General features: G+C 70.6%; 26 protein-coding genes and 2 tRNA genes. 8 read left to right on the top strand and 20 right to left on the bottom strand.

Features of this window, described 5'->3' with window-relative positions; genetic code table 11:
- The first annotated feature begins 14 nt into the window (after nt 1–14).
- Nucleotides 15–533 carry a DUF4190 domain-containing protein gene (locus BOSE46_RS21595; protein ID WP_159537155.1) on the top strand — a complete coding sequence of 173 codons (519 nt, stop codon included), beginning with the start codon at nt 15–17 and terminating at the stop codon, nt 531–533.
- Here the strand turns inward: BOSE46_RS21595 and BOSE46_RS00290 are convergent.
- From BOSE46_RS00290 to BOSE46_RS00270, 5 genes are all read right to left on the bottom strand, one after another.
- On the bottom strand, nt 530–1,576 hold the full coding sequence (locus BOSE46_RS00290) for a UDP-N-acetylmuramate dehydrogenase (protein ID WP_256366688.1): 1,047 nt from the start codon (nt 1,574–1,576) through the stop codon (nt 530–532). The two genes, BOSE46_RS21595 and BOSE46_RS00290, sit on opposite strands and share 4 nt — an antisense overlap.
- A 54-nt stretch (nt 1,577–1,630) precedes the next feature.
- Nucleotides 1,631–1,801: a 50S ribosomal protein L33 gene (gene rpmG, locus BOSE46_RS00285; RefSeq protein ID WP_055964149.1), complete on the bottom strand. Its 171-nt coding sequence runs from the start codon at nt 1,799–1,801 to the stop codon at nt 1,631–1,633.
- A gap of 57 nt (nt 1,802–1,858) precedes the next feature.
- Nucleotides 1,859–1,932, bottom strand: a tRNA-Met gene (locus BOSE46_RS00280).
- A gap of 56 nt (nt 1,933–1,988) precedes the next feature.
- Nucleotides 1,989–2,061 (bottom strand) — tRNA-Thr (locus BOSE46_RS00275).
- Between the two features lie 75 nt (nt 2,062–2,136).
- On the bottom strand, nt 2,137–3,552 hold the full coding sequence (locus tag BOSE46_RS00270; protein WP_159537151.1) for a DHA2 family efflux MFS transporter permease subunit: 1,416 nt from the start codon (nt 3,550–3,552) through the stop codon (nt 2,137–2,139).
- A gap of 91 nt (nt 3,553–3,643) precedes the next feature.
- On the opposite strand from BOSE46_RS00270, the gene BOSE46_RS00265 reads away from it, so the two are divergent.
- Nucleotides 3,644–4,444, top strand: coding sequence for a TetR/AcrR family transcriptional regulator (locus tag BOSE46_RS00265; protein WP_159537149.1), 801 nt, complete (start codon nt 3,644–3,646; stop codon nt 4,442–4,444).
- Here the strand turns inward: BOSE46_RS00265 and BOSE46_RS00260 are convergent.
- The 3 genes from BOSE46_RS00260 to BOSE46_RS00250 are packed head-to-tail and all read right to left on the bottom strand — an operon-like array spanning nt 4,375 to nt 7,449.
- A complete protein-coding gene (locus BOSE46_RS00260; protein WP_159537147.1) occupies nt 4,375–5,421 on the bottom strand; it encodes a quinone-dependent dihydroorotate dehydrogenase in 1,047 nt (348 codons plus the stop codon). The genes BOSE46_RS00265 and BOSE46_RS00260 overlap by 70 nt on opposite strands.
- A 4-nt stretch (nt 5,422–5,425) precedes the next feature.
- Nucleotides 5,426–6,769, bottom strand: a complete 1,344-nt coding sequence (locus tag BOSE46_RS00255) for a HAMP domain-containing sensor histidine kinase (RefSeq protein WP_159537145.1) — start codon at nt 6,767–6,769, stop codon at nt 5,426–5,428.
- Nucleotides 6,766–7,449 carry a response regulator transcription factor gene (locus BOSE46_RS00250; RefSeq protein WP_236551562.1) on the bottom strand — a complete coding sequence of 228 codons (684 nt, stop codon included), beginning with the start codon at nt 7,447–7,449 and terminating at the stop codon, nt 6,766–6,768. Before BOSE46_RS00250 ends, BOSE46_RS00255 begins: the two co-directional genes overlap by 4 nt.
- A gap of 152 nt (nt 7,450–7,601) precedes the next feature.
- Between BOSE46_RS00250 and BOSE46_RS00245 the strand changes: the two genes are divergently transcribed.
- Together BOSE46_RS00245 and BOSE46_RS00240 are read left to right on the top strand one after the other, a co-directional pair.
- Complete coding sequence (locus BOSE46_RS00245; protein WP_159537141.1) at nt 7,602–8,147, top strand: hypothetical protein; 546 nt, start codon at nt 7,602–7,604, stop codon at nt 8,145–8,147.
- 76 nt (nt 8,148–8,223) lie between these two features.
- A complete protein-coding gene (locus BOSE46_RS00240; protein ID WP_159537139.1) occupies nt 8,224–8,532 on the top strand; it encodes a hypothetical protein in 309 nt (102 codons plus the stop codon).
- 9 nt (nt 8,533–8,541) lie between these two features.
- Here BOSE46_RS00240 and BOSE46_RS00235 read toward each other — a convergent pair whose 3' ends face one another.
- Together BOSE46_RS00235 and BOSE46_RS00230 are read right to left on the bottom strand one after the other, a co-directional pair.
- On the bottom strand, nt 8,542–10,314 hold the full coding sequence (locus tag BOSE46_RS00235) for a sensor histidine kinase (protein ID WP_159537137.1): 1,773 nt from the start codon (nt 10,312–10,314) through the stop codon (nt 8,542–8,544).
- Entirely contained in the window at nt 10,311–10,967 is a 657-nt protein-coding gene (locus BOSE46_RS00230) for a response regulator transcription factor (protein ID WP_159537135.1), read from the bottom strand. The genes BOSE46_RS00235 and BOSE46_RS00230 overlap by 4 nt, the downstream gene beginning before the upstream one ends.
- Nucleotides 10,968–11,119: 152 nt before the next feature.
- Between BOSE46_RS00230 and BOSE46_RS00225 the strand changes: the two genes are divergently transcribed.
- Entirely contained in the window at nt 11,120–11,491 is a 372-nt protein-coding gene (locus tag BOSE46_RS00225; RefSeq protein WP_159537133.1) for a hypothetical protein, read from the top strand.
- Nucleotides 11,492–11,500: 9 nt separating this feature from the next.
- On the top strand, nt 11,501–11,797 hold the full coding sequence (locus BOSE46_RS00220) for a hypothetical protein (RefSeq protein ID WP_159537131.1): 297 nt from the start codon (nt 11,501–11,503) through the stop codon (nt 11,795–11,797).
- A gap of 48 nt (nt 11,798–11,845) precedes the next feature.
- On the opposite strand, the gene BOSE46_RS00215 is transcribed toward BOSE46_RS00220, so the two are convergent.
- From BOSE46_RS00215 to sigK, 8 genes are all read right to left on the bottom strand, one after another.
- Nucleotides 11,846–12,571, bottom strand: coding sequence for an amino acid ABC transporter ATP-binding protein (locus BOSE46_RS00215; RefSeq protein WP_159537129.1), 726 nt, complete (start codon nt 12,569–12,571; stop codon nt 11,846–11,848).
- 10 nt (nt 12,572–12,581) lie between these two features.
- Complete coding sequence (locus tag BOSE46_RS00210; protein WP_201299458.1) at nt 12,582–13,421, bottom strand: amino acid ABC transporter permease; 840 nt, start codon at nt 13,419–13,421, stop codon at nt 12,582–12,584.
- On the bottom strand, nt 13,418–14,296 hold the full coding sequence (locus BOSE46_RS00205; RefSeq protein ID WP_159537125.1) for an ABC transporter substrate-binding protein: 879 nt from the start codon (nt 14,294–14,296) through the stop codon (nt 13,418–13,420). Before BOSE46_RS00205 ends, BOSE46_RS00210 begins: the two co-directional genes overlap by 4 nt.
- Before the next feature lie 104 nt (nt 14,297–14,400).
- Nucleotides 14,401–15,189 (bottom strand): DUF1295 domain-containing protein, encoded by a 789-nt coding sequence (locus BOSE46_RS00200; RefSeq protein WP_159537123.1) that lies wholly within the window; start codon nt 15,187–15,189, stop codon nt 14,401–14,403.
- Nucleotides 15,186–15,920, bottom strand: a complete 735-nt coding sequence (locus tag BOSE46_RS00195) for a DUF1365 domain-containing protein (protein ID WP_201299457.1) — start codon at nt 15,918–15,920, stop codon at nt 15,186–15,188. The genes BOSE46_RS00200 and BOSE46_RS00195 overlap by 4 nt, the downstream gene beginning before the upstream one ends.
- Nucleotides 15,917–17,176 (bottom strand): NAD(P)/FAD-dependent oxidoreductase, encoded by a 1,260-nt coding sequence (locus tag BOSE46_RS00190; protein ID WP_159537121.1) that lies wholly within the window; start codon nt 17,174–17,176, stop codon nt 15,917–15,919. The genes BOSE46_RS00195 and BOSE46_RS00190 overlap by 4 nt, the downstream gene beginning before the upstream one ends.
- 68 nt (nt 17,177–17,244) lie before the next feature.
- Entirely contained in the window at nt 17,245–17,946 is a 702-nt protein-coding gene (locus BOSE46_RS00185; protein ID WP_159537119.1) for an anti-sigma factor domain-containing protein, read from the bottom strand.
- Nucleotides 17,943–18,539 carry an ECF RNA polymerase sigma factor SigK gene (gene sigK, locus BOSE46_RS00180; protein ID WP_159537117.1) on the bottom strand — a complete coding sequence of 199 codons (597 nt, stop codon included), beginning with the start codon at nt 18,537–18,539 and terminating at the stop codon, nt 17,943–17,945. Before sigK ends, BOSE46_RS00185 begins: the two co-directional genes overlap by 4 nt.
- A 186-nt stretch (nt 18,540–18,725) precedes the next feature.
- Here sigK and BOSE46_RS00175 point away from each other — a divergent pair, with 186 nt between their 5' ends.
- Nucleotides 18,726–19,217, top strand: a complete 492-nt coding sequence (locus tag BOSE46_RS00175; RefSeq protein ID WP_159537115.1) for an FBP domain-containing protein — start codon at nt 18,726–18,728, stop codon at nt 19,215–19,217.
- Nucleotides 19,218–19,221: 4 nt separating this feature from the next.
- Nucleotides 19,222–19,788: a TetR/AcrR family transcriptional regulator gene (locus BOSE46_RS00170; protein WP_159537113.1), complete on the top strand. Its 567-nt coding sequence runs from the start codon at nt 19,222–19,224 to the stop codon at nt 19,786–19,788.
- On the opposite strand, the gene BOSE46_RS00165 is transcribed toward BOSE46_RS00170, so the two are convergent.
- Both BOSE46_RS00165 and BOSE46_RS00160 read right to left on the bottom strand, forming a co-directional pair.
- The gene (locus BOSE46_RS00165) at nt 19,785–22,547 is read right to left on the bottom strand and encodes an ABC transporter permease (protein ID WP_159537111.1); all 2,763 of its coding nucleotides are present in this window, start codon (nt 22,545–22,547) and stop codon (nt 19,785–19,787) included. The two genes, BOSE46_RS00170 and BOSE46_RS00165, sit on opposite strands and share 4 nt — an antisense overlap.
- Complete coding sequence (locus BOSE46_RS00160) at nt 22,466–25,612, bottom strand: permease (protein ID WP_159537110.1); 3,147 nt, start codon at nt 25,610–25,612, stop codon at nt 22,466–22,468. The genes BOSE46_RS00165 and BOSE46_RS00160 overlap by 82 nt, the downstream gene beginning before the upstream one ends.
- Nucleotides 25,613–25,614 lie beyond the last annotated feature (2 nt).

Below are 25,614 nucleotides of genomic sequence, written 5' to 3'. Positions count from 1 at the left end.
GGAAGGGTGTTCCCATGAGCGACGAGCAGCCAGGCAACCCGTCAGATCCGACGACGCCACCACCCGGGTACGGTCAGCAGCCGCCACCTCCCGGGTACGGCCAGCAGCCGCCCAACTGGGGCAACGCCTATCCCCCGCCGCCGCAGTACCCGCCGCCGGGATACAGCTACCCGTACCCGCAGGCTCCGCTGCCGCCCAAGCACCCCCAGGCGACGCCGGCGATGGTGTTCGGCATCGTGAGCCTCGCCGGCCTGTTCGCCTGCGTCGTGCCGATCCTGCTGGCGCCCGTCGCCTGGATCCTCGGCGCCAAGGCGGTCAAGGAGATCGACGCCAATCCCGCGGCCCACTCCGGGCGCGGTGAGGCCAACGCGGGCAAGATCATGGGCATCATCGGCACCTGCCTGTTGGTGCTCGTGCTGCTGGTGATCGTCGTCCTCGTCATCGTCGGCCTCAACGGCGGGTTCGACGACGACCCGTACGACGACCCCTACTACTCCGACACCTTCATCGGCCTTCTCGGCTATCTCGGCTAGAGCTCGCAGCCGACGAGCACCGGCTCGTTGACCAGCGTGATGCCGTACGCGTGACGCACGCCCTCGCGCACCTCACGGGCGAGGGCGAGCAGCTCGGACGTCGTGGCGCGTCCGCGGTTGGTGAGCGCGAGCACGTGCTTGGACGACAGGCCCACCCGCCCGCGGGTGTAGCCCTTGCCGAAGCCCGCGTGGTCGATGAGCCACGCGGCACTGGTCTTGACCGTGCCGTCCGGCTGCGCGAACCGGGGCGCCTCGGCCGGCAGCTGGTCGGCCTGGTCGGGCGTCAGCAACGGGTTCGTGAAGAACGAGCCGGCACTCCAGGTGTCGTGGTCGTCGGGGTCGAGCACCATGCCCTTGCCGCGGCGCAGCGACAGCACGGCCTCGCGGACCTCGGCTGAGGGAGCGCGCTGGCCGATCTCGACGCCCAGCGTGCGGGCCAGCTCGGCATACGCGATCGGAGCACTGAGCTCGCCGAGCCGGAACTGATAGGCCACCGACAGCACCAGCCAGCGTTGCGGCTCGGCCTTGAAGCGGCTGGTGCGGTAGCCGAACGCGCAGTCGACGGCGTGGATCGTGCGGACCTTGCGCTCGAACCGGTCGTACGCTCGCACGGTCGCGATCGTCTGGCCGACTTCCTGGCCGTAGGCGCCGACGTTCTGGATGGGGGTCGCGCCGGCCGACCCGGGGATGCCGGAGAGCGCCTCGATGCCGACCCAGCCCTCGTCGACGGCGAGCGCGACGATGCCGTCCCAGGGCTCCCCTGCGGCGACCGTGACCATCGCGCCGCTGCAGGCGTCGGAGTCGACCTCGACGCCGCGGGTCAGGACGCGGATCACGGTGCCGGGCACGCCCTCGTCGGCGACCACGAGGTTGCTGCCGCCGGCGACGACCAGGATCGGGTCGCCGGCCTCGTCAGCGACGCGTACGGCGTCGAGCAGCTGCTGCTCGGAGGTCGCGTCGATCACGGCCCGGGCGGGGCCACCGAGGCGCAGCGTCGTCAGCTCGGCGAGGTCCATGGCGGCGACGCTAGCAGCGTCCAACACGACGAAGGCTCCCGCCTGCCGGAGCAGGGGGAGCCGTCGTTCGGAGAACTGAGGTCAGCGGGTCTCGCGGTGGACCTGGTGGGTCTTGCAGCGCGGGCAGAACTTCTTGAGGTCGAGACGATCAGGGTCGTTGCGACGGTTCTTCTTGGTGATGTAGTTGCGTTCCTTGCACTCGGTGCAGGCCAAGGTGATCTTGGGACGAACGTCTGAGCTCTTGCTGGCCACGGGGGTGCCTCTTCTTGATCGGTGATGCTGAAGGTCGTACGTCGAGCAGTTCTGCGGTAGCTGGGGCGGGACTCGAACCCGCGACCCCACGATTATGAGTCGTGTGCTCTAACCACCTGAGCTACCCAGCCGCAACGGGCACGAGTTTCCTCATGTCCGAAGGACTCAGAAAACGATCCAAGTCCAGAGCCCCTTTACGGAATCGAACCGTAGACCTTTTCCTTACCATGGAAACGCTCTGCCGACTGAGCTAAAGGGGCAAGCCGACAGCCAAAGATACAGGGTGATCGGCCCCGGGACGAAATCGGGGGATGCCCCGGGACCGATCGCGCTCGTCAGGCGTCCTCGCGGGCGCGCATCGGCAGTGCGAAGACGGCCAGGAAAGCCGCGGCATAGCACCCGACGCACACCCAGACCAGGTGCCGCGTCGCCTCGAACCAGCCCTCGTCGGGGAGCCAGTGGAACAGCAGCGTCCCGAGCACCGCGACCCCCAACGCGCCGGCGAACTGCTGCACCGCGTTGAGGACGCCCGAGCCCGTGCCGACCTCCTTCTCCCCCAGACCGGCGAGGATCAGGTCGAACAGCGGCGCGAAGATCAGGCCCGTGCCGAACCCCGAGAGCAGCAGCGACGGAGCGATGTCCCACCCGTCGGTGCCGGCACCCTGGCCGACCGTGACGGCGAGCCACACGAGTCCGAGCGCGGCGACGAACAGCCCGATGTGCAGGACGTGCCGGCCCAGGCGCGGCCCGAGGACCGCACCGGAGACGACCGCGCCGAGCGCGATCCCGATCGCCATCGGGGTGAGCGCCAGGCCCGTGTCGAACGGCGAGTAGCCGAGGCCCAGCTGGATGAACAGGTTGCTCGCAAGCGTGAACCCGCTGACGGCGACGAAGAACGTACCGAGGAACACGACGCCGGCGACGTAGCCGCGGCTCTCGAACAGCGTCGGCTCGATCACCGGGTTGGCGCTCGTACGCTCGCGCACCACGAACCCGGCGAACAGCAGCACCGCGGCAGCCATCATCGCGAATGTCCACGCCGGCCAGCCCTCCTCGCGACCCTGCACGAGGGGGTAGATCAGCAGGCCGGACGCCGCGGCCAGGAGCGTGGCACCCAGGACGTCGAGGCGCGCCTCCTTGTCCTTCGGCACGTCCGGCAGGTAGCGCCACGCGAGGTAGGAGCCGACGATCCCGACCGGCACGTTGATCAGGAAGATCATCCGCCAGCCGGTGCCGAACAGGTCGCCGTCGATCAGCACGCCCGCGATGATCGGGCCGAGTGCGGCCGAAAGGCCCATGATCGGACCGAAGGGGATGAACGCCTTCTGCAGGTCGTCGGGGTGGAAGGACTGCTTCACCATCGCGAGACCCTGCGGGATCATCACCGCGCCGAGGAGCCCTTGGAGGATGCGCGCGCCGATCAGCAGCTCCGGCGTGGGCGCGAGCCCGCACAGCAGCGAAGCAGTGGTGAAGCCGACCATGCCGACGATGAACATCTGCCGGCGGCCGATGAGGTCGCCCAGGCGCGCCGAGATGACCAGGCCGATCGCGAACGTCAGGGTGTACGACGCGAGGATCCACTGCAGGGTGCTGGCGCCGCCGCCGAGGTCCGCGCGGATCGAGGGACCGGCGAGGTTGGCGATCGTCGCGTCGAGCAGGTCCATCACGTCGGCGACGAGCACGACCGCGAGGACGTACCAGCGGTAGCGATAGCCCCTCGCCTGGGTCGGGGTGGTGGTGCTGGTGTCCATGTCGTCTCCTTCGCGATTACGAACACTGTTCGTCGACTACGAACACCGTTCTATATCGCGAACGGCGTTCGCGTCAAGTACGCTGTGATGCATGCCGGACCGACGAGACAATCGCCCGCGCCCGCCCCTCGGGATGCGGGCCCCGCGCACGCAGCCGCCCCGCAAGACGCGCCTCACGACGGAGCGCATCGTCGACGCGGCGATGTCACTCATGGCCTCGGACGGCTACGACGCCGTGTCGATGCGCTCGCTGGCGCGCGAGCTCGAGACGGGACCGGCCTCGCTGTACACCCATGTCGCGAACCGCGAGGAGCTCGATCAGCTCGTGCTCGAGCGGGTGGTCGCCGAGGTGCCGCTGCCGGAGCCGGATCCCGAACGATGGCAGGAGCAGGTCAAGCAGCTGCTGCGCGACATCCTCGACGCGTACCGCAACCATCCCGGCTCCGCTCGCGCCGCGATGGGCACGATCCCCACGAGCGAGGGTGGAATCGCGGGCGCCGAGAGCATGATCGCGCTGTGTCTCGCGGGCGGCATCGCGCCCCAGGCGGCGGCGTGGTTCTGCGACTTCACCAGCCTGTACGTCGGGGCCGTGGCCTATGAGCAGTCGATCTGGGCCGAGCGGGAGAACACCACGATCGCGGGCGAGCCGGCCGACCACGAGGCACTGGACAAGCAGCTGACGTCGTACTTCGAGGACCTCCCGCACGATCGGTTCCCGCTCATGCGCGCCTTCGCCCAGGTGATGACCACGGGCGATCTCACGGATCGCTTCGAGTTCGCGATCGACGTCATGCTCGCCGGACTCGTCGCCTCATCAGGGAGCTACCGGCGCGACGACGATGCCGAGGTGCTCGCCGCGGCCAGCCTCGACGGCCAGCCCGGGCCCTCGTAGATGAAGCCGGTGTAGCCCTGCACGAGGTCCGCTCCGGCCGCCAGCCGAGCGCGTACGTCGTCTGGTGTCGTGACACCGCCGACCGAGATGATCGCGAGCCGGTCGCCGACGCGGGCTCGGAGGCGTACGAGCACCTCGGTGGAGCGATCGGCCAGGACCGGACCCGACAGACCACCCGCGCCGGCGGCCTCGACGACGTCGCGTGAGGTCGTGAGCGAGTCGGGTCGGGCGATCGTCGTGTTGGTCGCGCTGATGCCCGCGAGACCCAGCTCGACCGCGAGGTCGGCGACGGCATCGACATCGGCGTCAGCCAGGTCGGGTGCGATCTTGACGAGCAACGGCACCGGCCCGGACGGCACGCGGTCGGCGACCTCCTTGACGGCGGCGAGCAGTGGTCGCAGCTCGTCGACGGCCTGCAGGTCGCGCAGGCCCGGGGTGTTGGGCGACGAGACGTTGACGACCAGATAGCTCGCATACGGCGCCAGCAGCCGGGCGCTCTCGACGTAGTCCGCGACGGCGTGCTCGGGCTCGACCACCTTGGTCTTGCCGATGTTGACGCCGATGACCGCGTTGCGGCCGGCCTTGGTGCCGCGAAGACGGTGGAGTCGTGACGCGACCTCGGCCGCGCCGTCGTTGTTGAAGCCCATCCGGTTGATGATCGCGCGGTCGTCGACGAGCCGGAACAGGCGCGGCCGCGGATTGCCGGGTTGCGCGCGAGCCGTCACGGTGCCGATCTCGACGTGGCCGAAGCCCAGCGCGAGCAGGCCGGGCACGGCCTTGGCGTTCTTGTCGAAGCCGGCCGCGAGCCCGAACGCGTTGGGGAACTCGATGCCCATCACGATGCGCGGAGCGTACGTCTGGTGGAACGCCAGACGTGTGCCGAACCGACCGGCGCGGATCGCGGCGAAGCCACGCTCGTGCGCCTTCTCGGGATCCATCGAGCGGAAGACGGCGTCGAAGAAGGCGCGATAGACCACGGCGTCAGCGTATCGGCACGACGACGGCGAACACCGCGCCCCGGTCGACGCCGTTGCGCACCTCGAGGCGCATGCCCATGCGCGAGGCGAGGCGGTGGGCGATCGACAGGCCCAGCCCGGTGCCGACGGCCCGCACATCGCGATAGCGCGCATGCAGGACCCCACGCTCGAACGCGTCGCGCAGGTCGGCGGACTCGAGGCCGGGCCCGGCATCCTCGACCTCGATCGTCACCTCCGTCGCGGTCCTGAGAGTCCGCACCTCGACGACTCCCCCGGTCGAGGTCGCCCGGATGGCGTTCTCGACCAGTCCGTCCAGGAGCTGACGGAGCCGCATCGGGTCCGTGTGCACCGTGGCGGGTCCGGTCTCCGCGCGCAACGTCACGCCCTCGCGCTCGCACGTCGCCTGCCAGGCCTGCTGGACGTCGCTCAGCAGGCCGGCGACCGACACGTCCTGACCGTCGATCGGGAAGTCCTCGGCCTCGAGCCGCGCGAGAGCAAGGAGATCGCTGACGAAGCGGTCGAGCCTCGCGGTCTCCGCCACCAGGGTCTCCCCCGTCTCCGGTACGTCCGACGGTGCAATGGCGCCGTCCGCCAGCGCCTCGGCGTAGCCGCGCAACGCGGTCAACGGCGTGCGGATCTCGTGGGAGATCGACAGCAGAAACTCGCGCTGACGGCCCTCGCTGGCGGCCAGCGCCTCGTCGAGCGATGCGACGGCGCTGCCCATGTCGTCGAACTCCCGCACGGACGACGAGCCGATCGGCACGCCTCGCTCCCCCGCGGCCAGACGCCGGGCGGCTCCGGCCGCAGCGGCGACCGAGCGGGTGAGCGTACGGGACAGGACGAGGCCCAGGGTGCCGGCTGCTGCGAGGCCGAGCAGCAACGCAAGGAGCAGCCGGCGGCGCAGGGCTGACGTCGCCTCGTCGACCCCGGTGACCGGCTGCACGGCCACGGCCGAGAACCCGCGCCTGGTCTGGCGCCCCTCGATCAGGATCGTCTCGCCGTCGACCGTCGACGTGGCCGAGAGCGTGCCGGTCGCGAGCAGCTCGGCGACCTGGTCGTCGGTCAGCAGGTCGCCTGCCGCGCCCGTGACGTTGCCACCCCGCCGCACGATCGCGTAGCGACGGTCGTCGCGGCCCAGCACCTTCTGCTCCTGCGCGATGAGACGTGCCGCTGCCGCGGGCTTCGCCGCGAGGCTGTCGACGGAGCGCACGAGCTCCTCACGCGCCTGGTCCCTCGCCACGCCCTGGACCACCGGGACGGTGAGCACGAGCGCGACGAGCGCCGCGACGACTCCACCGGCGAGGGTCACCAGCAGGATGCGGCGCGACAGTGGCGACGTGCGGGTCATGACTTCGCCGCGGAGTAGCCGACGCCGCGGTGCGTACGGATCGGGGACTCGTCGCCGAGCTTGGCCCGGAGCTGGGCGACGTGGACGTCGACCGTGCGGCTCTGTCCGTACGCCGCAGCGCCCCAGACCGTCGACAGCAGCTGCTCGCGGGTGAACACGATCCCGGGGCGGCGCATCAGCGCCGCCAGGAGGTCGAACTCGGTGGCGGTCAGGTCGACGCCCCGTCCGCCGACCGTCACGACCCGCGCGCCCGGCTCCAGACGTACGCGACCGATGTCGATCGCCGAGGTGTCGACGCTCCCGGAGCTGCGGCGCAGCACCGAAGCGACGCGCGAGACGAGCTCACGGGGCGAGAACGGCTTGGTGACGTAGTCGTCGGCGCCGAGCTCGAGGCCCAGGATGCGGTCGACCTCGTCGTCGCGCGCCGTCACGAAGATCACCGGCGTCCAATCGTCCCGGGCACGCATCCTGCGGCACACCTCGACGCCGTCGAGCTCGGGCAGCCCGACGTCCAGCAGCACGAGCGCGGGCCGCAACGTCGCCACCTGGGTGAGCCCTCGCGACCCGTCATGCTCGACGTGCACGCCGTATCCAGCACGCGAGAGGTAGAGGCGCAGGACGTCGGCGATCGAGTGATCGTCCTCGACGACGAGGACCAGGCCCTTGCCCGTAGTGCTCACGCATCCATGAAACAGGACGGACGGCTCCCACAGGCGGTTCGGCCGACGATCCTTACGCCGCTCGAACATTGGCTTGACGATCCCCTTGCCTGGAGGCGCGAGCGTGTGGAGCGTCGGGATCGCCCCGGCCATGACCATGAAGGAATGGACTGATGACCGCTTCCACCCTGAAGACCATCGTCGGCCGTCGGCTGTGGATCACCGGGCTCGTGCTCGCCATCGCCGCGGCGCTCGTCTCGGCGCTCCTGCTCACCTCGTCGTCGCAGCCCGCCTCGGCGTCGATCACCCAGACCGCTTCGACGCTCGACAGCGAGCTCAGCCAGGCCCCGGCGGCGTCTGACGACAAGGCTGACGCGAAGGCCGACCGGGCCGCGTTCCACGCCGCCATGAAGGCAGCCCGCGCGCTCAAGGGCCAGGAGCGGGTCGACGCCGTCAAGAAGGTCGTGGCGGACGCCAAGGCCGGGACGTACGGCGACCGGATCGCGAAGCGCGCCAACCGGCGGGCCGATCGGAACGCGGCGGTGTTCGCGCTCCTGCCCGACGAGCTGCAGGCCGACCTGACGAAGCTGCGCGCCATGGAGCCGGGTGACGAGCGCAAGGCGTTCCGCCAGGAGGTCCGCGAGAAGGCGCTGGACGGTGACTACGGCGACAAGGTCAAGGAGGCCGCGGAGAAGCTGAAGGACCGCTGGAAGAAGTGACCAGGGGATGACCGGCCCGGCCCTTCCCTCAGGGCCGGGCCGGTTAGGCTACCCGGCATCCACAGAGGGAGTGCGCATGTCCAACGGCCTGATCTTCTTGCTGATACCCGTCGCTGCCCTCGCGGTGGTCGTGCTCGGCGGGATGCTCGTGCTCAAGCTCCAGAAGGTGGCCTGGCGGGTCGATGTGCGTCCGATCGAGACGAACCCAACCCGTCCGACGGGGTTCCAGCAGGCCGCCGGCGAGACCCGAGAGGCGTTCGTGAGACGCCACTGGCAGCGCCCCGGCGTCGTCGCCGACGGAGTGACGCTGGTCGACCTCTACGACCGCATCAACGAGCTCGAGCGACGTCTGGCGGAAGCCGAACGGCAGAACCACCCGTCCTGAGCACCCGCGTCAGATCGGGATGACGGCGTCGACCCGGCCACCGTCGTGCCGCGCCGAGGCGGTGACGCTGCCGCCGACCTGCTCGGCGCGCTCCCGCATCGACGACAGTCCGACCCCCTGCTTCCACTTCGTGGTCGACGGTCCGTCGTCGCGTACGGACAGGTGCAGCTCGCCGTCGTGCGAGGAGATGCTGACGTGCACCGTGGTCGCCGCGGCATGGCGCGCCACGTTCGTGAGCGACTCCACGACGATCCGGTAGGCCGCCACCTCGGCCGCCGCCGAGAGGGCGGGCAGCGATTCCGGGCTGTCGATCGTGACCTGCAGGGCCCTGCCCTCGGCGGCGTGCAGGTTCGCCGCGTGCTGCCGGACCGCTCCCACGAGCCCGAGCTCGTCGAGGGTCGCCGGGCGCAGCCCTTCGACCAGGCGGCGGACCTCGCCGATCGCCTGTGTCGTGTCATCGCGCAGCCGGGCCAGCAACGCGTCGGCCGCGGCGACGTCGTTGGCGAGGTGGTTGCGGGCGGCATCGGCGGAGAACGCCACCCCGGAGAGGGTCGGGCCGAGTCCGTCGTGGAGGTCGCGCCTGAGCCGGCGGCGCTCGTCCTCGATGGCGGCGATGGCAGCGCCCCGGGACTCCTGCAGGTCACGGGCCAGCGCGGTCGCCCGCAGCGTCTGTGCCAGCAGCGGAGCCACGATGCGAAGTACGTTCTCGTCGCCGGGCGAGAGCATCAGCTCACCCGCCCGCAGCCCGACGACCATCTCACCGACGGCGTCCTCACCCAGCTGCAGCGGCAACGTGCGGGTGTGGGTCACCTCGGTGCCCGAGGTCGCCAGCGTCTGACCCTCAGCGCGCAGGCAGGCATAGGGCAGCACGAGGGCTTCGCGGATCGCCCGCAGCGCCAGGACCGGGTCGTCGCCGATCCGGTCAACGACCCTGGTGGCCGCTTGGAGCGGGTCCGGCCGGTCACCGAACAGCATCTGGTCGACGATGCCGCGCAGCATGACCACGAGCGGGTGGAAGCCCAACGCGCACACCGCTCCGATCAGCCCGAGCGCGCCCGGCGAGAGGTCGGGGGCGCCAGACCAGTCGAGCAGCGAGACGAGCCCGGCGAACACCGAGACGTACGCGATGATCGCGACGCAGACCACGACACCCCAGACGATGAGTCCGCGTACGTCGACCACATCGGGCCGCACCACCCCGATCGCCATGGCCGGACCGATCGTGGCCGACATCAGCGCCACGACCGCTCCAGTCGCGCTGCTCCCGGTCCCGTCGGCTGCCGCACCGTCCGCGGCGAACAACAGGAGACCACTCACGAGCGCCACCGACCCGGCGGCCACCGCGAGCCATTGCAGCGGCGCCCGCGCCGAGTCGTCAGAGGTCTCGAGCCGCCACCACACGTGCACGATGAGCACCGAGCCGATCACGAGCGACATCGCGTCGAGGGCGTGCGACTCGTGCGACATCGCCACGACGATCGCGCCGGCCGCCACGAGCGTCGTCAGCGCAACGAAGTCGACCGGGCCGCGCCAGCTCCACCGCGGAAACGCAGCGACCGCAACAGGCAGCGCCAGCATCGTCGAGGCCATCGCCAAGGCCCACTCGAGGTCGTACGGGCCGTCCTGCGCGTGCACGACCAGGGCGGCGAGGCCGGTGAGCGCGACGACGACCAGAAGGGCGCCGGCAACCGACGCGCGGCGGGCCCACAGCAGGACGAGTCCGCTCGCCCCGGTCGAGACCGCGAGCGCAGCGATGCTGGCGCCGAGGAACCACCCGGTCATCTCGGCCTGCCGAGTCCCTCGTCACGGGCGCGCACGATCGCTGCGGACCGGTCCGACACCGCGAGCTTCGCGAAGATCGACGAGATGTGGTTGGCGACTGTCTTGGGGGCCAGTGCGAGCTCATCGGCGATCGCATGGTTGCGCTTGCCGGCCGCCACGAGGTCGAGCACCTCGCGCTCACGGTCGGTCAGATCGGGGAACGGCACCTCGGGCACGGATCGGGGCTGGCTGAAGTGGCCGAGCACCCTCGCGGCGATCCCTGGTCCGAAGATCGCCTCACCCGCCACGACCGCTCGGATGGCCCGGTCGATGTCGTCCTGCTGGGCGCCCTTGAGCAGATAGCCACGGGCCCCGGCCTGCATCGCCGCGAACACCGTGTCGTCGTCGTCGAACATCGTCAGCACCAGGACCATCGCGTCCGGTACCGCTGCCCGGATGCGGCGGGTGGCCTCGAGCCCGTCGATGCCCGGCATACGGATGTCCATCAGGACCACGTCGGGTTGCTGGAGCTGCGTCTCCCGCACAGCACCCTCGCCGTCGACGGCCTCCCCCACGACCTCGTAGCCGTCGATCGACTCGAGCAGCGCGCGCAGTCCACCACGAACGACGGGATGGTCGTCGGCGATCACGACGCGGATGCGATCAGGGGCCATTCCTTCATGATGCCGAGGATTCAGGGCAAAAGACCCGGGAACGTGCACCTATACGTACCGGGAAGAACTCCGGACAATGGGGAATCGGCACACCTGTCGGGGGCATGCGCGCCGGGCCACCGTGGAATCACCTTCCACTCAAGGAGCTCATCATGACCCTCACCACCAAGAACAAGGTCGGCCTCGCACTGGCCGGCCTGCTCGGGCTCAGCGACCTGCCGAGCTTCCTGCAGAACACGCCCGACGGCGAGACCGGGCCGCCCATGGGGATCATGATCCTCAGCTCGATCTGCGGCCTCGTCACGATCGTCGCGGTGATCATGGCCTGGCGCACCGGCAGCTTCGCCGCCATCCGGGTCGCCGCCGGTGCCCGCATCCTGTCGGTGCTCAGCGCCCTGCCGGCGTTCTTCGTCGACGTGCCCGCGTTCGTCAAGGTGCTCGTGGCGGTGTTCGTCGTCGTCACGATCGTCTCGCTCGTGCTGATGTTCACCCCGGCGCGCCGCTCCGCCGCCGTGATGGACTGAGGTGCTGACATGATCGCCATCGTCACGGTCCTGCTCGCGTTCCCGCTCGGGTTCTTCCTGCGGTCGCACCTCGCGGCCAACGTCGCGTACGCCATCGCCTATCTCTGGGCGTTCACGTTCCAGGGCCTCTACCTGACCCGCATGTGGGTCGGCGGGGACGACTCGGCGTTCCCCAAGAACCCGGACACGATGCCTGTCGGGTACGGCCTGGTCACCCTCGCCATCTTCGCCGTCGGGTTCGGCCTGGTCGCCGTTGGCCAGCGCGTCGGCAGCCGCCGACGCTCCAAGGCTCCGGCACACGCCTGACCGTCAACGCACACGAGCCCGGCTCCTCTTGGAGCCGGGCTCGTGCCGTCAGGCCAGGTGCCGGGCCAGGAACTCCGCAGTCCTCGGGCTCTTCGGCGTGGTGAACACCTGCTCCGGCGTCCCGGACTCCTCGATGCAGCCGTCGGCCATGAAGACGATGCGGTCCGCCACCTCGCGGGCGAACGCCATCTCGTGCGTCGCCATCACGATCGTCATCCCCTCGCGGCGCAGGTCACGGATGACGTCGAGCACCTCGCCGACCAGCATCGGGTCGAGTGCCGACGTGATCTCGTCGAGCAGGAGCACTTCGGGGCGCATCGCGATGGCCCGCACCAGCGCGACGCGCTGCTGCTGGCCGCCGGACAGGGCATCGGGGTAGGCGCCGGCCCGGTCCTCGAGGCCGATCCTGGTCAGGAGCTCGTGCGCGGTGGCAGCAGCCTCAGCCTTGCTGCGACCGCCGACCGTCACCGGGCCGAGCACGATGTTGTCCAGGACCGTCTTGTGCGGGAAGAGGTTGTACGCCTGGAAGACGATGCCGATCCGCCGCCGCACCGCATCGACGTCGACCCGCGGATCGGTGATCTCCGCGTCGCCGAGCCAGATGTCGCCGTCGTCGACCTGCTCCAGCAGGTTGAGGCAGCGCAGCAGCGTCGACTTGCCGGAGCCGGACGCACCGATCAGGCACACGACCTCGCCCTCGGTGACCTCGAGGTCGATGCCCTTGAGCACCTCGGTGCCGTTGAACGACTTGCGGACCGCTTCGGCCCTCAGCACGTGGCGCTCCTCATGTGATCAGTCCGTTCTCGCGGCGCAGCGACCGCACCGTCAGGTAGTCGGTGAACCGCGCCAGCGGGATCGTCGCGGCGATGAAGAAGGCTGCCGCCACGACGTACGGCGTGAAGATGAAGTCCTTGCCCGAGATGACCTGGGCGGCTCGCAGCGACTCGACGAGCCCGATCGTCGACAGCAGCGCGGTGTCCTTCTGCAGCGAGACGAAGTCGTTGAGCAGCGGCGGAGCGACCCGGCGCAACGCCTGCGGCAGGACGACGTGGCGCATCGTCTGGCCGTACGTCATGCCGAGTGCGCGGCCGCTGGCCCACTGTGTTGGGTGGATCGACAGGATGCCGGCTCGGATGACCTCGGCGACGTACGCGCCGTAGCTCAGGGTCAGGGCGATGACGCCGAGCCAGAACAGGCTCGTCGGCATGCCGGTCAGGTTGAGCGCCGGCAGGCCGAAGCCGACCAGCAGGACGATCAACAACGTGGGCGTGCCGCGGAACACGTCGGCATACAGCACGGCGAGCAGCTTGATCGGCGCGAGCGCCGGGGCCGGGACGACTCGAATGATCGCCACCACGATCCCCACGATCAGCACGAACACCTCGACGACCATGAACAGCCGGATGTTGAGCCAGAACGACCGGGCGACCTCGGGGAACGACGACTTGGCATCCGGCCACCAGAAGTACGTCCGGTGCACCCGGTCCCAGCCCGGTGAGTTGCCCACGACGTACACCAGCAGCCCGATGACGACGAGCGTCGACACCGCCGCCACCGCACCCCGGGTCAGGGTGCGGCGACGGCGGTAGCGGTCGCGTTCGAGCTGACGCTCGCTCGTGGTCACTTCAGCTCGGGGACGTCGGTCGCCTGGTTGAGCCACTCGTCCTTGAGCTTGTCGAGCGTGCCGTCCTTGGCCAGGGCGTCGACCGCGGCGCTGGCGCACGGGGTCAGCTTGCTGCCCTTGGACAACAGGAGGCCGAACTGCTCCTGCTTGCCCTTGGTCGGCTGGAACTGCCCGACGATCGTGCCGCCGTCGATCTCGGCGGCCGTCAGGTAGTACGCCGTCGGCAGGTCGGCGACGATCGCGTCGACCTGCTTGTTCTGCAGCGCCTGGGCCGCCTTGGACGTGTCGTCGTAGACCAGCGGCTTGGCGGCCGGCTTGACCTGGTCGGTGATCGCATCGAGCGACGTCGTGGCGATCTGGGCGCCGAGCTTGGCGTCCTTGAGGTCGGCGAACGTCGTCGCGCCGGCGTACTTCGAGCCCTTGAGCGTGATGATCGCCTGGGCCGCGGAGTAGTAGGGAGTCGAGAAGTCGACGGCCTTGGCGCGCGAGGCCGAGATCGAGAACTGGTTGATGTCGACGTCGAACGCCTTCTTGCCGGGCTGGATCGCCTGGTTGAAGCCGGCCTTGACCCACGTGACGTCGCTCTTGGCGAAGCCGAGCTTGTCGGCGACCGCGTACGCCACGGCGGACTCGAAGCCCTTGCCGTTGGACGGGTCGTTGTCGCTGAACCACGGGTCGTACGCCGGGTCGTCGGTCGCGATCGTGAACGTGCCGGGCTTGACCAGCGGGAGGTCGGCCGGCTTGCAGTCGGCGAGGGCAGAGCTGGCCTTGGGGGCGCCGTCGGAGCCTTCTGAGTCAGCGGGGGCGCATGCGGACGTGAGAACGAGGGCCGCAGCGGCGATGGCGGTGAGACCGCCCTTGGGGGTGAACTTCATGAGGAGAAGCGTAGAGGCGCGCCGAAGTTCGTCTAGACAAATCTCACGCCTCGGCCATGTGGCGCTGGTCGCATTCTCCCTCGCATGCGGCGGGTTCTGGTGATTCAGCCGCGAGGTGGCAGCGGGAAGAAGCCCGAGGTGCGCTGCATGTACGCCCGGTAGCCGGGGCGCTCGGCCATGTGGCGCTCGAGCACGCGTTTGCCCGAGCCGAAGGCGAGCAGGTAGACCATCAGCGCCGTCGAGACGATCGTCAGGACACCGGGCCAGTGCTCGGCGGCGATGAGGAAGATGCCGACCCACACACAGGCGTCGCCGAAGTAGTTGGGGTGCCGCGTGTAGCGCCACAGCCCCGTGTCCATCACGGGCCCGCGATCGGGGTCGGCCTTGTACGCCGCGAGCTGACGGTCGCCGATCGACTCGAAGGCGATGCCGACGAGCCACACGAGGAGTCCGACGTACGCCAGCACGCCCATCGGCTCGTCGATCAGCGATCCGACGACGACCGGCATCGCGACGATGAAGGCGATGACGCCCTGCAGCCCGTAGACCATGAGCACGGTGGCCGCCTCGCCACGACCTTCGAGCATCTTGGCGTAGCGCGGATCCTCGCCCTTGCCGCGGCTGCGCACCGCCATGTGGAGCGCCAGTCGCAGGCCCCAGACGAGCGTGATGACCAACAGCACCCAGCGGCGCCAGTCGTCCCCGTGCCCGTCAGAGCCGACGAAGCTGGCCACCGCGACGCAGCAGAACAGCAGGCCCCAGGTCACGTCGATGACGTTGTGGCGGTGCACCAGCTTGGCGACCACGTACGTGATGACCAGCGCCAGCACGATCGCCGATGCGGCTCCGAGGAGAACGTTGCGGAAGGCGTCGCCGGAGATGTCGCTGCTCATCGGATGCTCCTGGCCGGCTCGTCGGGTTGGTGAACGGGTCGCGGGGTCGGTCGCAGGCCCTTGAGGAACAACCGGATGCCGTGCACCCGGATCATGACGCCGACCATGCGCGTCGACCACGGCTTCCGCAGCGCGGAGGCCAGGCTCGCGTCGCGGCGCCGGGTGCCGCGCATCGTCGCGACGAACGGGTCGCGGCCCGGCCTGCGCAACGTCACGGTGACGGACAGCTCGGGTCCCGGTTCCGGCACGCTGATCTCGTAGTGACCGTCGACACCGTGGAACGGCGAGACGTAGAACGTCTTGTCGACCGTCGCCCTGCTGTTGTCGGCCGTCTCGAGCAGATAGCAGCGGCGGCCCCCGTACGTGTTGCGCACCTCGGCGACGACATGGGTGAGGGTCCCGTCCGCGTCGTGGCAGTAGAACAGGCTGAGCGGGTTGAACACGTGGCCGAGCACGCGCGGGCTGGCGAGCATACGGACGCTGGCCGGCCGGTCGACGTCCCGCTCGCGGAGCCAGTCGTCGACGTTCTCGCGCAGGGTTCGCGACCCGTCGCCGAGATGGTCGTCGGCACTGAACGAGCACAGCCTGCGCAGGCCGCGAGGCATCTGCGGCACGTCGTCGAGGTCGACCAGCCAGGTCCGGCCGCGGTTCGTGAAGGCGTACGACACCTCGTCGCGGCGGTGATGCCCGATCGTGACGTCGTAGCTCGCGAGCGCCTCGCTCCGGCTCACCAGACGGCTCCCAGGCTCGCGGCGGCGGCGACGCCCGCGCGGCAGCCGTCCTCATGGAAGCCCCACCCGTGATAGGCCCCGGCGAACGCGACGACCCCGTCGTTGAGCGCCGGCAGCGCAGGTCGCGTGGCGACCGACTCCGGCGCGAACACGGGGTGTTCATAGTTCATCTGGGCGATCATCTGTCCTGCGTCCACCGACTCGTCACCGTTGAGCGACACCAGGTAGCGCGAGCTGCCCGGCAGCCGCTGCAGGCGGGTCATGTCGTACGTGACGTGGACCTGCGGTCCGGCGGCCTCGCAGTCGGGCATCTGGTAGTTCCAGGCAGCGCCGGCCCGCGCGGACGACGGCAGGATCGAGGAGTCGGTGTGCAGGGCGGCCCGGTTCCTGGAGTACGTCCACGCACCGAGGGCGGCGGACTCGGCCGCGGTCGGCTCGGCCAGCATCGCGAGCGCCTGGTCCGGGTGGGTCGCGATGACGACCGCGTCGAAGTCGGCCGCCTCGTCGTCCCCGTCGACAACGCGTACGCCGTGCGCCGTCCGGGTCACGGAGCTGACGGGCGTCAGCAGGTTGACCGCCGACAGCTGCTTGCCGACCTTCTCCACATAGCTCGCCGAGCCACCCTTGACGGTGCGCCACGGGTGCGAGCCGCGCACGGACAACATGCCGTGGTTGGCGAGGAACTCGAACAGGTAGCGGGCCGGATAGGCACCGGCCTCAGCCGGCGCGCAGGACCACACGCACGCGACCATCGGCACGACGAAGTGCGACCGGAAGTAGCGGCTGAAGCGGCCCTGCGCCAGGAACTCGTCGAGGGTCGTGTCGGCGTCAGCCGCGGCCAGGTGCCGGCGGGCCCGCCGGTGGAAACGCACGACCTCGGTCAAGAGGTAGAGGTAGCGGACATTCGTCGCGTTGCGCAGCGTCGGGAACAGCCCGCTGAGCCCGCGTGCGCCGGCGTACTGCAGGCCGCACCCGTCGCAGCGGATCGACATGCTCATCTCCGACTCCTGCGTCTCGACACCGAGCTCGTCGAACAGTCGCGTGAGGTTCGGGTACGTCTGCCGGTTGTGCACGATGAAGCCGCTGTCGACGTTGAGGGAGGTGCCGTCTGGGTCGAGCAGCTCGTGTGTGTGCGCGTGGCCACCGAGCCGACCGTCCGCCTCGTACAGCGTGACATCGGCAACGCGTTGCAACACGTACGCGGCGGTCAGCCCTGACACGCCACTTCCGATGACGGCGATCTGTCGTCTTGCCATGCTGCGACTCCTTGCTCCGAGCGGTCCGTTCTACCGAGGAGTTCGAAGCCCATCGTTGCGCGGATTGGTCAGACCGGCACGTCAACGACCGGAGCTGTCGTGGGCTTCTTGGACCCACCGCTCGGCTCGACCGTGACCGCGACCTGGTCCACGTCGGCGAGGTCCTTCATGACCATCTCGCCGGAACGCGAGAACGTGCCCTGCGACTCTGCTGCCGACTTCTTGATGAGCCAGACCTGGTAGACCTTGCCCTCATCGAGAGCTGGCAGCTCCCGGGCAACGACGACGGCGGAATCGCGACTCTCGGACGTGATCAGGCGAACCGTTCCGCCGTTGGGCAGGTTGAGTGCCTTGGTGTCCGCATCGGGCGCACCGAGCACGGCCCTGATCGCGACGTTCTGGTCGTGCTGCTCATCGGCGCGGTTGTGCTCGACGAAGTAGCCGGTGCCGCCGGCGGCCGCGAGGACGAGAGCAGCCGCGGCGACGAGCTGCGGCAGCCTCCGCCGCAGCCCGCCGCGCTGGCTCATCGCGGTGACCACGGGGCGTTCCTGCGGGGTCGTCCCGATCGCCGTCAGGAGCCGTTGGCGCAGCTCCGCGGGAGGTGCCTGGCTCTGCGACTCGGCGAGCCGGGTCGCCGTCGCCTGCAGCCCACCGAGCTCGGTACGGCAGTCGGGGCACTGCTCGAGGTGTGCCTCGAACTGGTTGCGCTCCTCGGGATCCAGCGCGTCGAGGACGTACGGCGCCAGCAGGGAGTGGACGTCGGTACTCATGCCGGGACTCCCATGCAGTCGCGAAGCCGGACGAGACCGTCGCGTATGCGGGTCTTGATCGTGGCGGGGTTGGTGTCGAGGACTTCGGCGACCTCGGCGTAGGTGTGGCCGTTGTAGTACGCGAGATTGACCGCCTCGCGCTGCAGCTCGGTGAGACCGTCGAGGCAGCGTCGCACCTGCTCGTGCTCCAGCGTGGTGCTGACCGTCTCCTCGACCTGGTCGAAGGCGGGACCGCTCGACCAGTCGTAGCGGTTCTCGCGATTGGTCGCCGCCTGGTCGTGGCGCACGGCGTCGACGGCGCGGCGGTGGGCCAGCGTCAGCACCCAGCCCCTCGCGCTGCCTCGCGACGTGTCGAAGCGGGCGGCGGACCGCCAGACCTGGATGAAGACCTCCTGCGAGATCTCCTCGGCCCGAGCGGGATCGCGTACGACGCGGCGGGCCAGTCCGTAGACCGACGCACCGAGCAGGTCGTAGAGCGCGGCGAACGCCTGCTCGTCACCGCGGCCCACCCGGGTGAGCAGCTGATCGGGGTCGGCCGACGGCTCGTCCGACACGGGGTCGGCCAGGCGCAGATGCGCTGCAGCTCGTGTCATCAGGCTCTCCGATCGAATGGGCTTCTTGCCAGCCATTCGAACCTGCCTTCACCAAGGATGGGTCGCTCTGACGAATTCATGCGCCGGAGCCTCACGGGCAGCATAGGTCCCATGGGGCGCACGAGCCCCCTGAGGAGGCAGATCAGCAAACCTAAGACCTTTAGGCACACTGCTATGCTGGTTAGCGTGGACATCCCCGATGCGGCCGCGCTGCGGCGAGCGTTCGTCAACTCATCCCGCAGCAAGATGGCCTCGATGTCGTTGCCCTCGCCGTGGCCGCTACCTCACGCTGAGGATCTCGACTTCCTCGGCTGGGTCGACCCGAAGGCGCCCCGGCGGGCCTACCTCGTCATCGGCCCTGACACCGTCGATGAGCTGACCTCCATCGAGCTGCGCGTGCCGAGCGCCACCGCCTCGCGCAAGAGGCAGACCATGTGCGATCTGTGCCAGACCACGGAAGCCCCCGACGGCTCGCTGCTGATGGTGGCCCCGCGCGCCGGGTCCCGCGGCCGGAGCGGAGACGCGGTCGGCCTTTACATGTGCACCGACTTCGCCTGCTCCCTCCGGGCACGCGTGCCACTGAAGCCGCACCAACGGTCGTTGACCGGTATGCCCGACACCCGGGTCCCGGCGCTCGTCGAACGCGTCACGGCCTTCGTCGACCGGGTCAAGGCGTAGCGCCGTGCCACGGGTCGGACTGACGACCGAGAAGGTCGCCGTCATGGGTGCAGAGCTCGCGGACGAGCTCGGCTTCGACCAGGTCACGATCTCGGAGATCGCCCGCAGGTGCGGCGTGAGGGTCGCCAGCCTCTACTCGCATGTCAAGGGTTCGGACGATCTGCGTGATCGCATTGCCGTGATGGCACTCGACGACCTGGCCGACCGGGGCGGCGAAGCGCTGGCCGGCCGGTCCGGCAGGGACGCGCTGGTCGCCTTGGGCAACGTCTACCGCGACTACGCCATCGAGCATCCCGGTCGGTACGACGCCGCACGACTGCCGGTCACCGACGAGGACGCCGGGCGGCGGCACTCGCAGATGATGCGAGCGATCCTGCGGGGTTACGACCTGACCGATGCCGACGAGACGCACGCCGTACGACTTCTCGGAAGCATCTTCCACGGCTTCATCAGCCTGGAGCGCGGCGGCGGGTTCGAGCGCAGCGAGCCCAGCTCCGCCGAGTCCTGGGAGAGGATCCTGGAGACGCTTGACGCGATGCTGCTCAGCTGGCCGCGCACCAACGCACGCTAGCGCTGGTCCCCGCCCCGGAGCAGCGCGGCGAGCGGCGTGCGGCCCACTCGAGCCGCCTCGGCGCGGGCGATGAGCACCGCCGTCACGACGAGGACGACGACGGTCACTGCCGTCCACCACGGCACGACCAGGCTGGGGGTCGAGGTCTGGCCCGTCACGAGCTCGAGTGACAAGGGCCCGAACATCACGAGCGCCGCGCCGATCCCCAGGACCAGGCCGACCACCGCGCCGAGCAGCACAGGTGTGACGAGCTCACCGAGCAGGACCCGGCGTACGTCCCGGCGGTCCAGGCCGAGCGAGCGCAGCCGACCCAGCGACTCGGCACGCACCGGTGCCTCCGCTGCCGCCGCGAGGGCGACGCCGAGGACCGCGAACACGATCAGCAGCAGGGACGAGGCGCGGGCCAGGTCGACGAGGCCGGACGCCAGTGGCGCCGAGCGACGGTCGTCCGTGACCTGAGTGAGGAGGTCGATGGTCCCGGCCTTCTTGGCGACAGCCTTCAGAGCAGAGTCGGCGCCGGGTCCGACGGCCCATACGGTGCCCGGATCGGCCGTCGCGCCGGCTGCTTCGAAGGCTGCGCGGTCGATGATCAGCACCGGGTCGGTGGTGTCCCCGACCTGCGGGGCCATTCCAACCACCCTGAGCGGGATAGGCGCGTCCTCCCACCGGATCTGGAGCTCCTCACGGAGCTCGCGGTCGCCGCCACGCAACAGGACGGGAACCTTGCCGCTCGTCCGTTCGCGCAGGCGGGAGAGCTGCGGTGCGTCCGGCAGCGGGCTGGCCGCCAGAACCCGCTGGTAAGCCCGCGAGTCGACGACCACGAGGCGTACGATCGCGGCGCTCGACCCGGAGGAGACGCCGATGCCGTCCTCCACGCGGGCTGCGGCCGCGGCCCGTACCCCGGGCGCGGTCGAGACGGACTTGGCCGCCGCCACGACCGACCGGTCGGACGCGGTCTCCCACTTGGCGTCACCGCCGACCAGCTGCAGTGCGCCCGCGGCCTGGCCGTGCTGCTCGGTCGCGGCGAGTGCGATCGCCGTGGTGAGCTGCACGACCGTGACCGCCACGACGAGGAGCGGGAGCGCCCGGCCCACTGAGCGGGAGGTCCTGGCCGCGACGACGAGAGGCACGGCGCCGATCACGCGACGGGCCCGAGCCAGCACCAGTCGAGCCGCGGGCGGGAGCAGGCGTACGAGCAGCAGTCCGCCGACGAGCGCCGCCCACGTCGGCGCCGACGAGGCCGTCAGGTCGCTGTCGCCGACGACTCCCCTCTGGCGGAGGGCCACGTACGTCAGGACGGCGACGGCCACGACGGTGCCTTCGACCAGCAGCCGGCGCACCTGCCGCACCCGCATCGCCGCTTGGCGTGCCGAGCGGTTGGCCGGCACCCTGCGGTCGTCGGCGGCACGCGCCGCGGTCGCCGTGGCCAAGGCCGGTCCGGCCAGGGACGCCACGACCAGCACCGGCACCGACCACAGCCAGCCGACGTCGCCGACCACCAACCAGGTGACGAGGACCCCGAGCGCCGAGCCGACGAGGGCGATGACGACCGCCTCGACGAGCAGCTCGGTGAAGATGCCGAGCAACGACGCGCCCCGCTCGCGCATCAGCACGAGCGATCCCTTCCGTCGTCGGACCAGCAGGTCGGCCGCCAGCACCAGGATCAGCATCGCGCCCGTCAGCAGCCCGATGATCAGGACCGACGCCTGGCCCTGCGCGGCCGACACCCGCGCACCGCTGTCGGTGAGCACGCTGTCGAGCAGGCTGTCCCACGAGACCTCGCCCTGGCCCCGCGCCGACGACGCCTTCAACGACACGATCGCCCGCGTGAGTCGCTCAGTCTGCGACCACCGGACGAGGGAGGGGCGCGCGCTGAAGACGACACGCGTGGTCAGGTCGTCGAAGGGCACGGCGAGCTGCAGGTCGGGCAAGGAGTCGGACGTGACGATCGCTGCCGCGGAGACGCTCGTCATCACGTCGGAGTGCCCGATCACGGGGTGGAGCAGCTCCGGCACCGCGGCCCAGACGTTGTCGTTCGGGTCGCCTGCGACGAAGATCCCGCTGACCACGATCGTGGCCGTGCGGTGCTGCTCGTCCTCGGCCTCGAACCTGTCCCCCACTGCCAGTCCGAGCGCATCGGCGGCCTGCTTCGGCAGCGCGACCTGCACCGGCCAGGGGAACTTCTTCACGGCCACCTCGACGCCTGCCTTCGCGGCAGGAACCCCGGGTCGCGGCGCGTGGCCGGAGATGTAGGTCACGGCCGGGGCCTTGCGCGGCCCGGTGAGGTAGGGCAACCGGAGGTAGCGCCCCGGACCTGCGTCGAGCAGGTGCATCGACGGGGAGGTCATCGTCGTGATCCCCGGACGTACGACGGAGGCCAGCCCGTTGGGCATGTCCTCCTGCGCGCTCTTCGCCCTCTCTCGCAGTGCGGCCGCCGCCTTCGGGTCGCGGATCGGATCGCCTTCGTCGTACGGGCGCTTGATGGTGGCGACGACCGCCCCCTTGAGACCGGCATCGCGTACGTCGGCAGCGATCGCGCGGTCCGCCGTGCGCTCGCTCAACGGCGCCACCGCCGAGGTGAGCAGCGTGGCGAGCATGACCACGAGCCCGATCAGCACCAGCAGGCCGATGTCGCTCCTCGCCCGGCCGAGGATGCTGGCCCGGTGCCACCGCGGCATCATGCGTCCGCCGCCCGCAGCTGCGCCGGACCCGACCGGCGTACGACGACGAGCGTGATCACGGTGGCGATGAGGAGGCACCCGGCGAGTGCTCCTGCCACGACGGCCACTTCGAGACTCCATGGCCAGACCAGCACGGCCGCCGGCACGGGCGCCACGCCGACGTCGGAGCGGACCAGGCTCGAGCCGAGCGCCACGGACGCCACGACTCCCACGAGCGCGCCCGCCAGCACGAGAAGCGCGAGCAGGATGCCGTGCTCGATCAGCACGAGCCGCGTCACCTCGCGGCGGGTGAGGCCGAGGGCCCGGAGGCGGGCCACCTCCGCCGACCGTGCCGGCCGGTCGGCGCCGACCACCAGGGCCGCACCTCCGTGCAGAAGCAGACTGGCCGCGACCACGAGGAGGACCAGCGCGGCCGGCACCATGGCGCGCAGCGGACCGCGTTCGAGCTGGGCCGCGACCTCGGCGCGGGTGGTGGTCTCGCCGAGGTCGAGCTTGTCGAGCGTGCGGACGGTCCCAGGCGTCGGGTCGGCCACCCACCAGGCGTCCACGACCGGTTCGAGGTGGCCCGCGGCGATGAGGCTGCGCGACAACGTGTCGGCGTCGGCGAGCACGGCGACGCCTCCCGGGGCGGACGGCACGGTCGGGACGATGGCGACGATCTCGAGCGGCACGGGGACGCCCTCGACCGTCGCGGTGATGCCGCCGCCGAGCTTGGTGCCCACCACGTCGGCCAGCCGCTCGGACACCGCGACCGGCACGGCGGTCGGGCGGGAGAATCCCGTCGCGAGCACCTCACCGTCGGCGTACGCGAGGTAGCCGAGGTCGAGCTGCGCAGTGGTCCGGAGCGTCGTGGCACTCGCCGATGACCTCAGCTCGGTCGAGGAGCCGGCGACCGGGGTGTCGGGGGCGCCGAGGATCTGCACCTTCCACTCCTGCGGACTCTTCTTCGCGGTGCCGGCGGCGGCCTCCGCGTTCCGCACCGTCAGTGCGACCGTCACGTCCGCGGTGCCCGACGCGGCGCCCCCGCTGAACGCGAGCTTGGTGGCGACCAGGTGAGCTCCCTTGAGGCTGCCGAGCTGGCGGAGGGGGTGCGGTCGCCCGTCCAGGGGGACAGCGCCACCGGTCACGGACCGGCGAAATCCGGAGGCGTCCTGCACCAGCAACGTCGGGACGACCTCGACCTGCACCCCACGAGGCGCCGTGCCCTTGGCCGTCACGCCGCCGGATGAGAGCGGCACCCCGACGAGTGCCGGTCCCGGCGCAAGCAAGTCGCCGATGTCCGACCACGTACGGCCGTGGTCGAGCCGGCCGCGCAGCAGAGCGCCGGCCCGGCGCGAGTCGGCGGCGACCAGCACCGGGGCCGAGTCGGCGTCGCCGGAGCCGACATACTGCCCGAGCGCGAGGGGCCGGTCGACGACAGCCGAGGTCGTCAGCCCGGCGGTCGAGCGTACGATCTCGGCCGCCTCGCGATCGGTGGCCGGGGTCGACAGGGCGAAGGCCAGGTCGGTGCCGACGCGCGTCGCCGCCTGGTCGTGCTGCGACCGCTCCCACGTCGCCTGCACAGCCAGCCCGAACGTCGCCGAGGCTGCCGACATCGCGAGCAGCACCAGGGCGGCGCCGGCGTACGGTCGCCGGGCCGCCTGGCTCGTGGCGAGCGGCAGGACCAGCGCGGTCGACCGGGTCGCGACCCGCGCCACGACCCCCAGCAGCAGCGGCGCGAGGCGTACGGCCGCGACCGTCACGGCCACGACGCAGATGACGGGCGCGAGGATCAGGGTCGCGTCGTCGGTGGTGGCGGTCGGCGGCTGGGAGTGCAGCTGCCACCACGCGGCGATCGCGATCACCCCGACGAGGACGCCGACACCGGAACGGGCGACTCTCGCCACCCGGGGGCCGGGCCGGGCGGAGCCCACCATGGGGACCGCCAGCGCGAGGGCCAGCAGGATCGCGCTCGCGACCTCTGTCAGCACGAGTCCGAGCGTGACCGTCGGGCCCTGGCTCAAGCCAGCGGCAGCCATGGCCGGCAGGTGGGTGACGGCGGAGTGTGCGAACGCCGCGGTGGGCACGGCGAGCAGCGTGGCCACTCCGGCGATGAGCAGGACCTCGATCAGCGTCGCGACGGCCAGCTGGCCCCGGCCGAGACCCAGGTCTGCCAGCAAGGCGCGCTCGCTCGCGCGCACGCCGCCGAGCAACCGTCCGGCCAGGAGGAGTGCAGTGAGCGCCATGACCGTGCTCAGCAGCAGCACGACGAGGAGCGTCGACCGCGTTGCCGCCTGCTGGGCGTGGACCTGGGACAGCGTCTGGGGCAGGTCGGATGCGACGCGGCTGATGTCCACCCGATCAGCCACCCGGTCCGACAACAGCCCGTCCGCCGATCGCATTGCCTTGGCGGCTGCGTTCATCGACCCGTCCGTCGCCCGATCGAGCCTGGGACGTCCGGTCACCTGCAACGCGTCGATCGTCGATCCGCTCGCGAGGAAGGTCGCCTCGTCGACCACGAAAGGGCCGTACGCGGGCGAGAGCCTCGGCAGCGACCCGTCGCTGTAGGCCGCGCTGTAGCCGCTCCCCGCCAGCGGGTCACGCTCCCAGCCGGACCTGGACGTCGCCCGGAAGGTCCCGGCCACGACGAGCGTGACCGGGTCCTGCACCGGATCGACCCCGATTTCCCGGCCGAGGGTGATCCGGTCACCGAGGCGGAGGTGGAGCCGACTGGCCGTGGCCTCGGGGATCACCGCCTCGCCGGCAGCGGCAGCCCAGCGCCCCGAGGTCAGCGCCGCACGCTTGGGCAGCGAGGTGGTGCTGGCGAGATAGCCGAGTCGTTGACCGTCACCCAGCCGTCGCATACGAGACGTGGCGTTGCTCGTGAACGTCGGACGCAACGCGCCGAGAGCGTCGCGGATCACCGTGTGCGCGGCATCGTGGACGCCGGCCTCGTCCGATGCCTTGAGGCCGCCGAAGAACGCCGTCACCTCGGTCTCCTGCGCGGAGGTTTCTTGCATTCCAGCCGTGAACGCGCGGTCCTGGGTCGGTCCGATCAGCAGCGCGCCGACCCCCAGCAACGCCGTGCCGAGGGTGACCAGCGCGACGACGCCGACGAGCAAGCGACCCTGTGCGAGCGTGCGCCGGAGGACCAGGGTCAGCACGG

It is taken from the genome of Aeromicrobium sp. 9AM (genome assembly GCF_902506105.1).
GTDB lineage: Bacteria > Actinomycetota > Actinomycetes > Propionibacteriales > Nocardioidaceae > Aeromicrobium.
This window is presented reverse-complemented; position numbering and strand designations above follow the sequence as displayed.

What these genes read in the sequence shown, in the direction of transcription:
- BOSE46_RS00255 (WP_159537145.1), bottom strand. Translation starts at nt 6,769, where the DNA reads ATGACCCGCACGTCGCCACTGTCGCGCCGCATCCTGCTGGTGACCCTC.
- BOSE46_RS00265 (WP_159537149.1), top strand. Translation starts at nt 3,644, where the DNA reads ATGCCGGACCGACGAGACAATCGCCCGCGCCCGCCCCTCGGGATGCGG.
- BOSE46_RS00220 (WP_159537131.1), top strand. Translation starts at nt 11,501, where the DNA reads ATGATCGCCATCGTCACGGTCCTGCTCGCGTTCCCGCTCGGGTTCTTC.
- BOSE46_RS00190 (WP_159537121.1), bottom strand. Translation starts at nt 17,176, where the DNA reads ATGGCAAGACGACAGATCGCCGTCATCGGAAGTGGCGTGTCAGGGCTG.
- BOSE46_RS00240 (WP_159537139.1), top strand. Translation starts at nt 8,224, where the DNA reads ATGTCCAACGGCCTGATCTTCTTGCTGATACCCGTCGCTGCCCTCGCG.
- BOSE46_RS00205 (WP_159537125.1), bottom strand. Translation starts at nt 14,296, where the DNA reads ATGAAGTTCACCCCCAAGGGCGGTCTCACCGCCATCGCCGCTGCGGCC.
- BOSE46_RS00235 (WP_159537137.1), bottom strand. Translation starts at nt 10,314, where the DNA reads ATGACCGGGTGGTTCCTCGGCGCCAGCATCGCTGCGCTCGCGGTCTCG.
- BOSE46_RS21595 (WP_159537155.1), top strand. Translation starts at nt 15, where the DNA reads ATGAGCGACGAGCAGCCAGGCAACCCGTCAGATCCGACGACGCCACCA.
- sigK (WP_159537117.1), bottom strand. Translation starts at nt 18,539, where the DNA reads ATGACACGAGCTGCAGCGCATCTGCGCCTGGCCGACCCCGTGTCGGAC.
- BOSE46_RS00225 (WP_159537133.1), top strand. Translation starts at nt 11,120, where the DNA reads ATGACCCTCACCACCAAGAACAAGGTCGGCCTCGCACTGGCCGGCCTG.
- BOSE46_RS00185 (WP_159537119.1), bottom strand. Translation starts at nt 17,946, where the DNA reads ATGAGTACCGACGTCCACTCCCTGCTGGCGCCGTACGTCCTCGACGCG.
- BOSE46_RS00245 (WP_159537141.1), top strand. Translation starts at nt 7,602, where the DNA reads ATGACCGCTTCCACCCTGAAGACCATCGTCGGCCGTCGGCTGTGGATC.
- BOSE46_RS00200 (WP_159537123.1), bottom strand. Translation starts at nt 15,189, where the DNA reads ATGAGCAGCGACATCTCCGGCGACGCCTTCCGCAACGTTCTCCTCGGA.
- BOSE46_RS00230 (WP_159537135.1), bottom strand. Translation starts at nt 10,967, where the DNA reads ATGGCCCCTGATCGCATCCGCGTCGTGATCGCCGACGACCATCCCGTC.
- BOSE46_RS00270 (WP_159537151.1), bottom strand. Translation starts at nt 3,552, where the DNA reads ATGGACACCAGCACCACCACCCCGACCCAGGCGAGGGGCTATCGCTAC.